Annotated in this window: 13 protein-coding genes; 6 read left to right on the forward strand and 7 right to left on the reverse strand. The window is 39.7% G+C overall.

Annotation, left to right across the window (positions count from 1 at the left end; genetic code table 11):
* Positions 1-17 precede the first annotated feature (17 nt).
* Positions 18-755, reverse strand: a complete 738-nt coding sequence (locus AACZ73_RS16895; protein ID WP_339879666.1) for an electron transfer flavoprotein subunit beta/FixA family protein — start codon at positions 753-755, stop codon at positions 18-20.
* 79 nt (positions 756-834) lie between these two features.
* On the opposite strand from AACZ73_RS16895, the gene AACZ73_RS16900 reads away from it, so the two are divergent.
* Positions 835-1,167, forward strand: coding sequence for a tetratricopeptide repeat protein (locus tag AACZ73_RS16900; protein ID WP_339879668.1), 333 nt, complete (start codon positions 835-837; stop codon positions 1,165-1,167).
* A 100-nt stretch (positions 1,168-1,267) separates the two neighbouring features.
* A complete protein-coding gene (locus AACZ73_RS16905; protein WP_339879670.1) occupies positions 1,268-1,753 on the forward strand; it encodes a hypothetical protein in 486 nt (161 codons plus the stop codon).
* 6 nt (positions 1,754-1,759) lie between these two features.
* Here the strand turns inward: AACZ73_RS16905 and AACZ73_RS16910 are convergent, their stop codons facing one another.
* Together AACZ73_RS16910 and dnaB are read right to left on the reverse strand one after the other, a co-directional pair.
* Entirely contained in the window at positions 1,760-2,758 is a 999-nt protein-coding gene (locus AACZ73_RS16910) for a zinc-binding dehydrogenase (protein ID WP_339879671.1), read from the reverse strand.
* A 6-nt stretch (positions 2,759-2,764) separates the two neighbouring features.
* Positions 2,765-4,345, reverse strand: a complete 1,581-nt coding sequence (gene dnaB / locus AACZ73_RS16915; protein WP_339879673.1) for a replicative DNA helicase — start codon at positions 4,343-4,345, stop codon at positions 2,765-2,767.
* A gap of 325 nt (positions 4,346-4,670) precedes the next feature.
* Here dnaB and AACZ73_RS16920 point away from each other — a divergent pair, with 325 nt between their 5' ends.
* Both AACZ73_RS16920 and AACZ73_RS16925 read left to right on the forward strand, forming a co-directional pair.
* Complete coding sequence (locus tag AACZ73_RS16920) at positions 4,671-6,026, forward strand: Mur ligase domain-containing protein (RefSeq protein WP_339879674.1); 1,356 nt, start codon at positions 4,671-4,673, stop codon at positions 6,024-6,026.
* A 111-nt stretch (positions 6,027-6,137) separates the two neighbouring features.
* Positions 6,138-6,941 (forward strand): exonuclease domain-containing protein, encoded by an 804-nt coding sequence (locus AACZ73_RS16925; protein ID WP_339879676.1) that lies wholly within the window; start codon positions 6,138-6,140, stop codon positions 6,939-6,941.
* Positions 6,942-6,973: 32 nt separating this feature from the next.
* Here the strand turns inward: AACZ73_RS16925 and AACZ73_RS16930 are convergent, their stop codons facing one another.
* Together AACZ73_RS16930 and AACZ73_RS16935 are read right to left on the reverse strand one after the other, a co-directional pair.
* A complete protein-coding gene (locus AACZ73_RS16930; RefSeq protein WP_339879678.1) occupies positions 6,974-7,339 on the reverse strand; it encodes a hypothetical protein in 366 nt (121 codons plus the stop codon).
* Between the two features lie 100 nt (positions 7,340-7,439).
* On the reverse strand, positions 7,440-8,231 hold the full coding sequence (locus AACZ73_RS16935) for a M48 family metallopeptidase (RefSeq protein WP_339879680.1): 792 nt from the start codon (positions 8,229-8,231) through the stop codon (positions 7,440-7,442).
* A gap of 144 nt (positions 8,232-8,375) precedes the next feature.
* Between AACZ73_RS16935 and AACZ73_RS16940 the strand changes: the two genes are divergently transcribed.
* Positions 8,376-8,822, forward strand: coding sequence for a DUF4442 domain-containing protein (locus tag AACZ73_RS16940; RefSeq protein WP_339879681.1), 447 nt, complete (start codon positions 8,376-8,378; stop codon positions 8,820-8,822).
* On the opposite strand, the gene AACZ73_RS16945 is transcribed toward AACZ73_RS16940, so the two are convergent.
* Complete coding sequence (locus AACZ73_RS16945; RefSeq protein ID WP_339879682.1) at positions 8,819-9,556, reverse strand: carboxypeptidase-like regulatory domain-containing protein; 738 nt, start codon at positions 9,554-9,556, stop codon at positions 8,819-8,821. The genes AACZ73_RS16940 and AACZ73_RS16945 overlap by 4 nt on opposite strands.
* A 318-nt stretch (positions 9,557-9,874) precedes the next feature.
* On the opposite strand from AACZ73_RS16945, the gene AACZ73_RS16950 reads away from it, so the two are divergent.
* Positions 9,875-10,753, forward strand: a complete 879-nt coding sequence (locus tag AACZ73_RS16950) for a glutamate--tRNA ligase family protein (protein WP_339879684.1) — start codon at positions 9,875-9,877, stop codon at positions 10,751-10,753.
* Between the two features lie 45 nt (positions 10,754-10,798).
* Here AACZ73_RS16950 and AACZ73_RS16955 read toward each other — a convergent pair whose 3' ends face one another.
* Complete coding sequence (locus AACZ73_RS16955; RefSeq protein ID WP_339879686.1) at positions 10,799-12,280, reverse strand: carboxypeptidase; 1,482 nt, start codon at positions 12,278-12,280, stop codon at positions 10,799-10,801.
* Between the last annotated feature and the right edge of the window lie 30 nt (positions 12,281-12,310).

Here is a 12,310-nt window from a genome sequence, read left to right on the forward strand (position 1 = left end):
AAGTTATTGGGTTTATACTAAAGTACTTTAGCTTCGTTTTTCAAAAGCTTCACCAACTCAGCTACATTATCTTTATCTACTAATTTTACAGCTCCTTTAGCTGGAGGAAGCTCATATTTACTTGCTTCAGCCTGAGTATCCTGAGAGATGGGTTCTACTACATTCAGCGGTTTAGTCCTGGCTGACATGATTCCTCGCATATTTGGAATTTTCCATTCTGCAATTGGTTCCTGGCAACCTGCAATCAAAGGAAGACTTGCTTCGAGCATTTCTTTTCCCCCTTCGATTTCTCTTGCCATTTTCACAGTAGAGCCGTCCACATCCAGCTTCATGACCGGGGAAAACGAAGGCATGCCAAGTAACTCGCCTACCATTCCATGGACCATCCCTCCATTGAAATCTATGGACTCTCTTCCCATTAAGATCAGATCGTATTTTCCCTCTTTGGCGTAATGTGCAATCTGCTGTGCCACAAAATAGGAATCCTTCGGAGCTGAATTCACCCGGATAGCCTCATCAGCACCAATAGCCAAAGCTTTTCTCAAAGTCGGATCAGAATCAGCCTCTCCTACATTCAAAACAGTTAACTTTCCACTCGCTTGATCTCTAAGTTCAACCGCACGCGCCAAGGCATAATCATCATATGGGCCAATAATATATTGAACTCCGGTAGAATCAAACTTGGTATTGTCGGCCGTAAACTGAATCTTGGAGGTAGTATCGGGTACGTGAGTGATACAAACAAGAATCTTCATTGGTTTAGTATTAGATTAGATTAGTTTAGATTTATTTCCCGTGAAAATAACAGTAAGGTCTTAATTAAAAAAACTATTGATGGGCAATCTGGACAGGATACAGCTACTAAGACAATTCACCAAGGAAGAACCGGAAAATCCTTTCAATTGGTATGCGTTGGCAATAGAGTTTAGGGAAACGGATTTTGAAGAGTCGTATTTGCTATTTTCTAAACTGCTTTCTGAGCATCCCGATTATCTTGCTACGTATTTTCCTTCCGCTCATCTCTTTGCAGAAATGGGTAAAATAGATCAGGCTAAAGTGGTTTTTGAAAGTGGGATATCTTTGGCAAAAGAGCAAAATAATTCAAAAGCTTTACAGGAATTACAAAATGCGTATCAGAATTTTCTCTTTGAAAATGACTTGGATTAATAGTTTTTAAAATAAATCCTCATTTGAACTTACATGATAGGTAATTAGATTATTTGGTCTTTTCTTACCTTCATTATAATTTACATGACACCTTTGCCCAATGATAAGCCAACAAGAAATGCTCTCTCACTTTCTCCCTCTCTTAGAACAAAGCGGAAGAAAATACAAAAAGAAAAGTCTGGTTCGCGCAAAGAAAGCAGAGCCTGGTTTGTTAGTAGTCACAAAAACATCTGATGGAGATGAGACTCAAAACACGGCTGAGTCAGGGGATTGGCTGGTAGAAAATCAAACTAGTACCAATGAACTTTATCTTGTAAAAGCGTCTACTTTCAAGAAGAAATATACGCTTGTCCAATCTCTTGAAAAAGGCTGGGGAAGCTATCAGCCAAAAGGCGAAGTATTGGGATTAAAAGTTTCTGAAAGCCAATTAGAAGCTTTGGGTGCCAAAAAAGTTTTGGAGTTTCAGGCACCATGGAAGGCTACCATGATCGTCAAAACCGGAGATATGCTGGTAGTCCCTCCAGAGAAGGATGAGATCTATAGAATAGCAAAAAAAGAATTTGGAGAAACTTACGTGGAAATTTAAACTGGTCTAAGGCACCAAAACAATTTTACCAGTTTGCTTTCCGTCACGCATTCTATCAAACGCTTTTTCCGCATCTTCAAATTTAAAAACCTGATCAATTATTGGCTTTATTTTCTTCTCATTTACTAGAGAAACCATATTTTTAAAATCCTGATCAGACCCCATGGTGGTCCCTATGATTTTGAGTTGATTCCAAAAGATTTTTCGAGCTTCCAGCTTTGTGGGATTGCCTAATGTTGCTCCATAATACACCACTTTACCTCCAGGTTTTGCTACTTGGATCAGATGATTTAACGTATCACCTACTGCTCCATCTACGATTAAGTCAAAGCCATTCGTCTCTTCCACAGCCTTTGATATCCAGTTGTGATCCAAATAGTTAAAGGTGTGTAATACTCCCAAAGATTTAGCTATTTCCAGCTTCTCGGGACTACTACTGCTTGTTGACACTTTTGCGCCGAGCGCCATACCAAACTGAACGGCAAATTGGGCTACTCCTCCACCAAAACCAGTGACCAATAAATTTTCACCAGATTGAATATTTCCCTGATAAGTAAGTGCCCGGTAAGCTGTCAGACCAGCCAGTGGTAACGCTGCTGATTCTTCCCAACTCATATGTTGAGGCCTTTCAAAAAGTCTATCTACTGGAACAATCACGGATTCCGCTAACGTACCATTACGGGGCATTCCTAAAATCTCAAATGAAGAACTTTGGACTTTTTGATTATCTCCCCAGTTAAGTGCTGGATTTATGATTACTTCCTTTTGCAGAATGGAATAATCCACTCCCTCTCCTATTTCACTCACTATTCCTGCTCCGTCCGAACCAAGAATAACACCGTCTTTGATATTTGGATAGCGGCCTTGCCTACACCATTCATCCCGGTGGTTCAATGCCGCAGCCTTGATCAACACCCGAACTTCTCCTGGCATCAAACTTCTTGTCTGAACTTCTGTCAGTAATAATCTTGACGGCTGAGTGCTATTGAGAGTAATTGCTTTCATATTCTGTTAAAAAGCGTCCTCTGAATTATTTCTATTTAATAAATCATCTCCGTCATCGCTGTTAGCCTTGCTCTGAAGCTTGATGGTATTACCAGAGTCAAACTCAGATATACCACTAGATTGAGTTGCAAATGTGGGACGGTAAACAGCATTTCCGCCCTGAGGATCCTGCATATTGCCAAATCCATCCAAATCCTGAAATTTAGTATAGCGACCGATAAACCGAAGCTTCACATTATCCAAAGAACCATTTCTGTGCTTTGCAATAATTACTTCTCCTACTCCCTGGGTGGAATTACCATCCTCATCTTCGGTGATGCCATAGTATTCCGGACGGTAAAGGAACATAACCATATCGGCATCTTGCTCGATGGCTCCTGATTCCCTCAAATCGGAAAGTTGCGGTCTCTTATCTCCACCTCTGGTCTCCACAGCCCTGGAAAGTTGCGAAAGAGCAATTACCGGCACTTCCAGTTCTTTGGCAATTTTCTTAAGAGCACGGGAAATACTCGCAATTTCCTGCTCCCGATTTCCTCCACCTCCACTTTTGGAATCTCCAGACATCAGCTGCAAGTAATCAATTACGATCATCTGAATATCATGCTGAGCCTTGAGTTTCCTACACTTTGCCCGAAGCTCCAGAATCGAAAGCGCTGGTGTATCGTCTACGAAAAGTGGAGCCTTGGAAAGCTTTGCCGTCTTATGAACCAACTGAGCCCATTCATGCTCAGCCAAAGACCCTTTTTTAATTTTCTCAGAATCCAGCTCAGCTTCGGAAGATATCAGACGATTCACTAATTGAACAGAGGACATTTCCAGGGAGAAAATAGCAACCGGACGATTATGATCCACAGCAGCATTTCTCAACACAGAAAGCACGAAAGCTGTCTTACCCATCGCTGGACGTGCTGCAATAATTACCAAATCTGATTTTTGCCATCCTGAAGTCACACGATCCAAAGCAGTCAATCCAGAAGGAACTCCTGTTAGACCATCCTTCTGACCTTTTCTCGCCTCCAATTCTATAATAGCCTCACGCATGATGGATTTCATGTCTGAGTAATTCTTTCGGATGTTTTTTTCTGAAATCTCAAATAGATTCTGTTCCATTTTATCCAGCAACTCAAAAACGTCAGTAGTTTCTTCGTAGGCATCTCTTTGAATATCAGATGCAATCTTTATCATCTCCCGCTTGATAGACTGTTCAGTGATTATCCTTGCGTGATATTCGATATTTGCAGCAGAAGCTACTTTTGAGGTCAGTTCGGTCACATAAAATGCACCACCTGCAATTTCCAAATTTCCACTTTTGCGAAGCTGGGAAGTAACGGTCAGCAAATCAATTGGCTGGCTTTCCGTAAAAAGATCTAGAATAGCCTGAAAGATTACCTGATGCGAATCTTTATAAAAGCTCTCCACTTTCAAAATATCGATCACGTTGGTAAGCGCGTCTTTCTCCAGCATCAAAGCACCGAGTACAGCTTCCTCAAGATCAATAGCTTGGGGAGGCATTTTACCTAGCATATTGGTATTTTGGTGAGTGGGTTTATTGCGGGTAATGCGTGGATTGCTGCTTTTTTCGGACATAGAACAAATGTATTGGGAAATAGACAAGAGTTTTAAACAACTTTTGCCAGAGTTATCAACACATACAAAGGCTCAATAATCACGCCTCAAAAGACAATTCTCACTAATAACCCATTCTGAAATATCTATGAACTATTAAGCAATAGTTATGGAAATAAATGTGTAAAAGGGCATTATAAATAAAATTTTGCTGACTAATCGGCTTAAAAAATAGTAGCAACTTATACCGCTCAGAGAAAATGTTATGAATTAGAATTGAGAAGGTCCTGAGCAGCCGATTATTATTTTTAAGTTTGAGACAGAATTCCAACTTTTCTATATCCAAATGAATAAATATCACTTTATAGCCATTGGAGGAGCTGTGATGCACAACCTAGCTCTTGCACTTGTGGAGAAAGGTTATCAAGTCACAGGTTCAGATGATGAAATCTATGAACCATCACGGACTAGACTGGAGAAAGCTGGGATTTTGCCTGATGAGTATGGATGGTTTCCTGAGAAAATCACCCCTGAATTAGACGGGATAATCTTGGGCATGCATGCGCGAATTGATAATCCTGAGCTGGTTAAAGCCCAGGAACTTGGAATTCCTGTTTACTCATTTCCTGAATTTATCTATAATCAAAGCCAGAATAAAAAACGTGTAGTCGTGGCAGGCTCACATGGAAAGACTTCCATTACTTCTGTGATTCTCCATGTGCTAAAAGATCAAAATGTGGATTTTGATTATTTGGTAGGCGCTCAAATTGAAGGTTTTGATTTGATGGTAAAATTATCGGATGCTCCGGTAATAATAATCGAAGGTGACGAATACCTTACTTCTCCCTTGGACAGAACGCCAAAGTTCTTTCACTACAAACATGACATTGTGCTAGTGAGTGGAATTGCCTGGGATCATTTTAACGTGTTTCCTGACTTTGAGGATTACAAGAAGCAGTTTAGCAAATTGATGAATTTGACTCCTGACTCCGGAGAATTGATTTATTGTGAAGCTGATCCATTGGTGAAGGAAGCTGCTGAGAGCGCAAGTATTGCCGCAATGAAAACTGCATATAAAGCTCATCCCGCAATTATCAAAGATGGAAAGACCTTTCTGGAAACGGATAATGGTTTAATTCCAATTTATATTTTTGGAGAGCACAATCTGCAAAATCTTCAAGGTGCCATGGATATCTGCTTGGCTTTGGGATTGACTAAGGAGCAGTTTTACGAAAGCATACAGTCATTTAAAGGCGCAGCAAAACGTCAGGAGCTTTTGGTACAAACTGACAACTCAAGCCTTTTTAGAGACTTTGCCCACGCCCCATCAAAACTCAAAGCAACCGTAGCAGCGGTAAAGACACAGTTTCCTGACAGGAAACTAATTGCTGTTCAGGAGTTGCATACTTACTCCTCCTTAAATAAGGAATTTTTACCAAACTATGCTCACTCAATGGAAGCTGCTGACTTAGCAATTGTGTATCTTGATCCTCATGCTGTGGCTTTGAAAAAGTTAGAGCTTATGGATGAGAATACTTTGAGGAATGGATTCAAAAGGCCTGACTTAAAATTATTTACAGATAGTAAAAGCCTGAAGGAGTTTCTTTTGGCTCAAGATTATACTAATTCCAACTTACTTTTGATGAGTTCTGGATCCTATGATAAAATGGATCTTGAGCCGATTAAAGCTAAATTTAAATAAACTTTAAATACGGCATGAATTACCCTCGTTTAGGGGGATGATTATTAGCATGCGATATTCCATAGCTTGCCCCGATTGTTCTGGGTAACTTATAAAATCAATTATAAACTCATGAAATTAAACCTGAAGAATTCTGTAGCATTTTTTGATCTGGAAGCTACTGGAGTGAATATATCTACTGACCGGATTGTAGAGATTTCCATTGTGAAAGTGAAGCCTGATGGTGGACAGGAAATCTATACCAAAAAGATCAACCCTACCATTCCTATTCCGCTGGAATCCTCCCTTATCCACGGCATTTATGATAAGGATGTAAAAGAGGAAAGGACATTCAAGGAATTGGCAAGGGAGATTTATCAGTTTATCGGGCAATCGGATTTAGCCGGGTTCAATGTGTTGAAGTATGATATTCCACTTCTGGTAGAAGAATTTCTTCGGGCTGGAATCGAGTTTGATCTGGATAAAAGAAATTTACTTGATGCACAGAAGATCTTTTTCATGATGGAAAAGAGAAATCTTACTGCTGCCTACAAATTTTATTGCGGGCGTACACTTGAAAACGCACATAGTGCTGAAGCGGATACCTTAGCCACACTTGACGTATTCAGAGCACAAATTGAACGATATGTGGGTGAGGAAATGGAAGACCTTCAAGGAAATAAATTGGGCGTAATTGAAAATGACATGAAAAAACTTCATGATCTTCTCAATGAAAAAATGGTAGACCTTGCAGGCAGATTTGTATTCAATAATGAGGGTGTAGAAGTTTTCAACTTCGGAAAGCAAAAAGGTACGCCAGTTACTCAGGTATTAAAAGATGAGCCAGGATACTATGATTGGATGATGCGAGGTGATTTTCCGCTAGACACAAAAAGAAAGCTTACACAGATAAAGCTTAGAGGATTTAATCAATAACAAAAAACCCGGAGTTGGATCCGGGTTTTTTGTTATTTTGAATATATCGATTTCAATTTGATAGATTCATCCATAAACTCATTGTAAGTCAATCCTAAATCAGCTAATGCAAGATCTCCATCGCAATTGTAAATTGCAGGTGGACTCGCGCTCAAATTATCCTGAAGCAGTATATAGATCGAAGATTTATATTTCATCAATTCTACAGCATAGTAGCCTGAGGGTTGTGATTCTGCTTTAGCTACAAATTGGTCGAGCCAGACAAAATCAGCCTTATCACTCTTGTCACAAGCAAAAAGAACTTCATCCAACGAATACTCTACACGGGTAAGTTTTTCTTCCTCACATCCTGCTAATCCAAAGATCACTACACAAAAAATAACTATTAGCTTATTCATCTTAAAGTTATTTCAATTCACTTTACTACTATTTTAAAGCGTGTTAAGCTAAAAAAAAACGGACCTAAGCCCGTTTTTATATAAAATCACTTCTAAGAATTTATTCTTTATAAAATTTCAATGCTTCCGGCATATTTTTATTCAACTTATCAATTCTTGTTTGGGATGCCGGGTGAGTAGAAAGGAATTCTGGCGGAGCGGCACCATTTTCTTTCTCCAGCATTCTTTTCCAGAAGATTGGAGCTTCCCGGGGATCATATCCCGCGATAGCCATAAAAATCAAGCCCATTTCATCAGCTTCAAGCTCATGCTTTCTGGAAAAGCTCAACATCCCCAATTGACTCCCTATACCCACAGACTGGAGAAATAATTCTTGAGTCATGGAAGGATTTTGGCCGATAGCAGCAGAAAGAGCACTTACTCCTAAATTAGCAGCCATGCCGTTAGACATTCGCTCTGCTGAATGTGATGCTACTGCGTGTGCGATTTCATGTCCCATAACTACTGCAATACCAGTTTCAGTCTCAGTAAGTGGCATAATACCAGTGTAGAAAGCTACCTTTCCTCCAGGCATACACCAGGCATTTACCTGATCACTTTCTAATAGGTTAAATTCCCAATCAAATGAATCAGCAAGTTCTTTATAACCTTGCGAAACCAAATAATTCTCAACAGCCGTCGCCATACGTTTCCCCACTTTGAGAACTTTCTGCCCATCAGCTGTATTCGTTACTACTTTGTCCTTCTTAAGGACCTCATCATACTGCTCATCAACCAAAGGTTGAATTTCTTCATTTGATACTAGAGCAAGCTGATTTCTGCCAGTCAAAGGAACTTTTGCACATGAATAAAGAATTAGTCCGGTGCAAAACAAAATTGCTATTTTTTTCATGGTGGTCATTTTTTTTCATCATTTGTTCCAAATTAAATACCAGAAAGCAATTTTCGTTACTTTATGATATCAATTGAGGAATATATGAATACCGTAAGGCCTTTAAACACTTTAAAACCAAAAGCTTTAGCATATCAAAAAAAAATGAGCAATCCGCTCTATTTTTGGTTTGGAATGCTATTTAAACTCCCTTCGGCCATTTTTTGGAAATTTAGGATTAAGGAACTAGATGCTGAAAAATGCATTGTTACCATCCCATATTCCTGGAGAACACAGAATCCATTTAAGTCAATCTACTTTGCAGCCATGGCTGGTGCGGGTGAGCTTAGTACCGGGGCTTTGTGCCAGCTAGCAATAAGTGGGTTAGGCAAATACTCCATGTTAGTTGTCGATTTCAAAGCAGAATACTTTAAGAAAGCCAATCAAAAAATAACTTTTACCTGCCAGCAGGGGTTAGAGTTATTTGGACTTCTAGAATCGCTAGCACCCAATGACACTGGCAAATTGACGATGATATCCAACGGTAAAAATCCTCAGGGCGAAGAAGTTGCCAGATTTTATGTGACTTGGTCTTTTAAAAGAAAGGCCTAATTAATCCAGCGCCGTTCTCTATCAATAAATTCACTTAAAGTTGCATAAACACGTTCCTTGCTCCAATCCAGGAATTCATGGTACGCATTGCCTTCATTGAAGCGAATAATAATTCTATCCCATTCTGATCGCTCCAGCTGATATTTGACCATCATATTTTGACGGACAGAATCCGAGTCCACAATTGCGTAATATCCTTCCCTTCTTCTCATCCACTCCTGCTTTTTCTGATATTCCCGCTCCTGCTTTGCTCTTTTGGTAAGTGAAGAAAGAACACCTGCAATCGCAATTCCACCAGTTGTGTTCGGGGAATCGAGATAACCTGCACTTATGCCTCCCTTTGTAGAATGAGCTTTCTCTTCATCCGGATCCACTATAGTAAGTTTTCCATCCTTAAAACGAAAAGAATAAGGTTCTGATTTAACCTCAAAAGTGGGTAACAATCTGGCTCTATCCTGAATCTGAATCTGCAAAAACCTTTCTTCAGCTAAAAGTATTTTCTGCTCAATAAATCCCGGAAAACTGAATCTAAGCGTATCACCTTGCGAAGCTGTTACTGAAAAATACCCCCTCGTATTAGTAATAGTCGAGCTTTGGGAATTGATTACTTCTACAGTCACTCCTTCCAAATAGCTTTTATCCGTAGCATCAAGCACATTTCCTGAATAGGACAGCTGTGCCAAGGTTGCTTTCGCAAAGCAAAAAGATAGAACTAGTAAAAGACGGAATTTCATCGGAGGGAAAATTAATAACTCAAATCCATCTCTGAAAATTTATGGAGTTAAAGAAACTTAAGCAACATTTCAAAGACGCTATTGAATAAAGGCTTAAATTTCAATGAGCTTATCATTTCTTAAAATCTCTAGTCTACTTATCCGATGTGAAGTTCAATTTTCAGGTATGCTCTCTTCTTCTAACTCTTTCTTTGCACCTTCAAGGAATATTGCTGAAACAGATTAAGATGTTCTCTCTATTTTAACTTAAAAAGGAAACTGTAAATCAGATTTGGATTTCATGATTTTAAGTTATCTGAATCTGAGTAATTTTACCCGATGGATTTTAAGCTTACAAGATTGGCCCCTACTCCCAGTGGATTTCTGCATTTGGGAAACCTCTATTCTTTCTTAATTACTAAAACTATAGCTGAAAAAAGTAGCGCAAACATTCTTCTGAGAATCGACGATCTAGATCGGGAAAGGTACAGGACAGAGTATGTGCAGGATATTTTTGACACGTTGGATTTCATGGAAATTGCGTATGATCAAGGTCCCAAAACAGTTCAGGAATTTGAGCAGGAATGGTCCCAAACTCATAGAATGAGTAGCTATCTGCAAGCCTTAGAGCAGATCAAGGAAAGAAATTTAGTATTCGCCTGCGATTGCACCCGAAAAAAAATCCAGCAGTTAGACTCTTCAGGATATTACCTGGGACACTGTCAAGTCAGAAATATTCCCTTGGAGAGAAATGACACCTGCTGGCGTATGGATACCTTCGACACAGACTTTATCAAAATCAAAACCTATTCGGAAGGTGAGAAGTCTTTTACACTTCCTGAAGATGCGGCATTTTTCATAGTTCGAAAAAAAGATAAGCTGCCTGCTTATCAACTCACCTCTGTAATAGATGATATCCACTATGGAGTAGATCTGATCGTCCGGGGAAATGATTTATTTGGATCCACTTTGGATCAGCAAATTATTTCAAATGGACTTGGCCTTAAATCTTTCCAAGAGTCTACGTTCCATCATCACCTACTTTTGAAAGGCCCGAAAAATAAAAAACTATCCAAATCAGATGGAGCAACTTCGATTCAATCACTCCGAAAAGAAGGAAAAAACCCGTCGGAAGTTTATCAAATACTGGGAGAAATGCTTGGATTAAATACTCCAATTACCAGTTTTGAAGATTTTAAAAGTCAACTTTCGCTATAAAAAAAGGCTTGAGAAAAATCCCAAGCCTAATGAATTATTGATCGATTAATTGTATTTCGCAGGTACATCAGGTCCCACCAATGAATTTTTGATGAATTGACGGATGTCTTCATTTGATGTCTCCAGATCTTCCGCTCTTAGATACATCATGTGTCCACTTCTATAGCCTTTCCATGAAATACGGTCAGCCATTTTGCCAGCCGGATCGATCTGCCAAAGGTTATATTTTGCATTAAAGAAATCTGTACCTCCATCAAAATATCCTGATTGGACCATCAGGTGTAAATATGGATTGGAGCGCATGGCCGTCCCCAAATCATATCCAGTATTCTCGTCGGAACGATCCCAAGGATGAACAGGCCCAAATAGATTATAAGTCAGATCGGTTTTATACTTAAGGTTTTCCTTTACATACACTTGGAAAGAAGGAGCAAATGCATGGTTCCAAGCTGTCAACGCAGGGTCAAAATCTGGTCTTGCACCTGTGCCAGCATAATCAAAACCCTTATATCTACTATCCAATCTACCGATAGTCATTCCTTGATCGCGAAGCAGTTCCTTCCAGAAGAAATTGGTTGGTATCAAAAGATTATGCTCCAATATAACTTCCTTACTTAAACCTGAGTAATGTGCATACTTAGTAGCAATGGCATCTCGCTCAGCTGCAGGCAGCATTCCACCTTTCACTACCGCCGGGATCAATTCATTGATCGTGAATGCTTCTACCTCAGGTAAGAAATCATCAAGATCCTGAGTCTGAAGATCTGAGTCCAGCGCTTTGTGATACCAAGCTGTAGCAGCATAATAAGGCAAGTAGTTTGAAGTATGGATAGCATCGCCACGCTCTATTCCCAAATCAGTCGGAGAAACCATGATTACACCATTGAAATACATCCAATGTGCACTTTGTAGCTGTGCAACAAGTCCAGCTACTCTTGTGGTACCATAGCTCTCGCCAATTAAATACTTCGGCGAAGACCAACGGCCTGCTCTAGTCACAAATGTATTCACCCAGTCAGCTAGATATTTAATATCTGAGTTGATTCCAAAGAATGTCTTGCGATCCACTTCAGTATCAATAATTCTGGAGTAACCTGTATTTACAGGATCTATGTATACAATATCCGCCACATCCAAGATCGAATGAGGATTAGACTTAGTACCATATGGTTGAAGTGGATATCCTTCATCATCTATTTTAAGAACGACAGGCCCTGTGTAAGCTATGTGCATCCAGATAGAAGCTGAACCAGGACCGCCATTAAAAGAAATGACTAAAGGCCGTGTAGTCTTGTCAGAAACATCCGTGCGCTCATAGTACGTGTAGAATAATGAAGCGATCGGCATTCCTTCCTCATTCCATACTGGCTGGGTGCCGGCAGTGGCTTTGTAAGGAACTTTCTTTCCTTTGATAGTAGTTTCATGCGTAGATTCCACCTTGGATTCTACTTCGATGTGGCGCTCAGTCTGTGCATGGACAAGGCCAAAACTGAGAGCTAATAAAATAGTAAAACTTAATTTTCTCATAAAGGTTGGGGTTAATAAGTTGTAAAAATG

It is taken from the genome of uncultured Algoriphagus sp. (assembly GCF_963974835.1).
GTDB lineage: Bacteria > Bacteroidota > Bacteroidia > Cytophagales > Cyclobacteriaceae > Algoriphagus.

Excerpts from the sequence above, each read along its gene's own strand:
- AACZ73_RS16895 (WP_339879666.1), bottom strand. The coding sequence starts at position 755 with ATGAAGATTCTTGTTTGTATCACTCACGTACCCGATACTACCTCCAAG.
- AACZ73_RS16900 (WP_339879668.1), top strand. The coding sequence starts at position 835 with ATGGGCAATCTGGACAGGATACAGCTACTAAGACAATTCACCAAGGAA.
- AACZ73_RS16905 (WP_339879670.1), top strand. The coding sequence starts at position 1,268 with ATGATAAGCCAACAAGAAATGCTCTCTCACTTTCTCCCTCTCTTAGAA.
- AACZ73_RS16910 (WP_339879671.1), bottom strand. The coding sequence starts at position 2,758 with ATGAAAGCAATTACTCTCAATAGCACTCAGCCGTCAAGATTATTACTG.
- dnaB (WP_339879673.1), bottom strand. The coding sequence starts at position 4,345 with ATGTCCGAAAAAAGCAGCAATCCACGCATTACCCGCAATAAACCCACT.
- AACZ73_RS16920 (WP_339879674.1), top strand. The coding sequence starts at position 4,671 with ATGAATAAATATCACTTTATAGCCATTGGAGGAGCTGTGATGCACAAC.
- AACZ73_RS16925 (WP_339879676.1), top strand. The coding sequence starts at position 6,138 with ATGAAATTAAACCTGAAGAATTCTGTAGCATTTTTTGATCTGGAAGCT.
- AACZ73_RS16930 (WP_339879678.1), bottom strand. The coding sequence starts at position 7,339 with ATGAATAAGCTAATAGTTATTTTTTGTGTAGTGATCTTTGGATTAGCA.
- AACZ73_RS16935 (WP_339879680.1), bottom strand. The coding sequence starts at position 8,231 with ATGAAAAAAATAGCAATTTTGTTTTGCACCGGACTAATTCTTTATTCA.
- AACZ73_RS16940 (WP_339879681.1), top strand. The coding sequence starts at position 8,376 with ATGAGCAATCCGCTCTATTTTTGGTTTGGAATGCTATTTAAACTCCCT.
- AACZ73_RS16945 (WP_339879682.1), bottom strand. The coding sequence starts at position 9,556 with ATGAAATTCCGTCTTTTACTAGTTCTATCTTTTTGCTTTGCGAAAGCA.
- AACZ73_RS16950 (WP_339879684.1), top strand. The coding sequence starts at position 9,875 with ATGGATTTTAAGCTTACAAGATTGGCCCCTACTCCCAGTGGATTTCTG.
- AACZ73_RS16955 (WP_339879686.1), bottom strand. The coding sequence starts at position 12,280 with ATGAGAAAATTAAGTTTTACTATTTTATTAGCTCTCAGTTTTGGCCTT.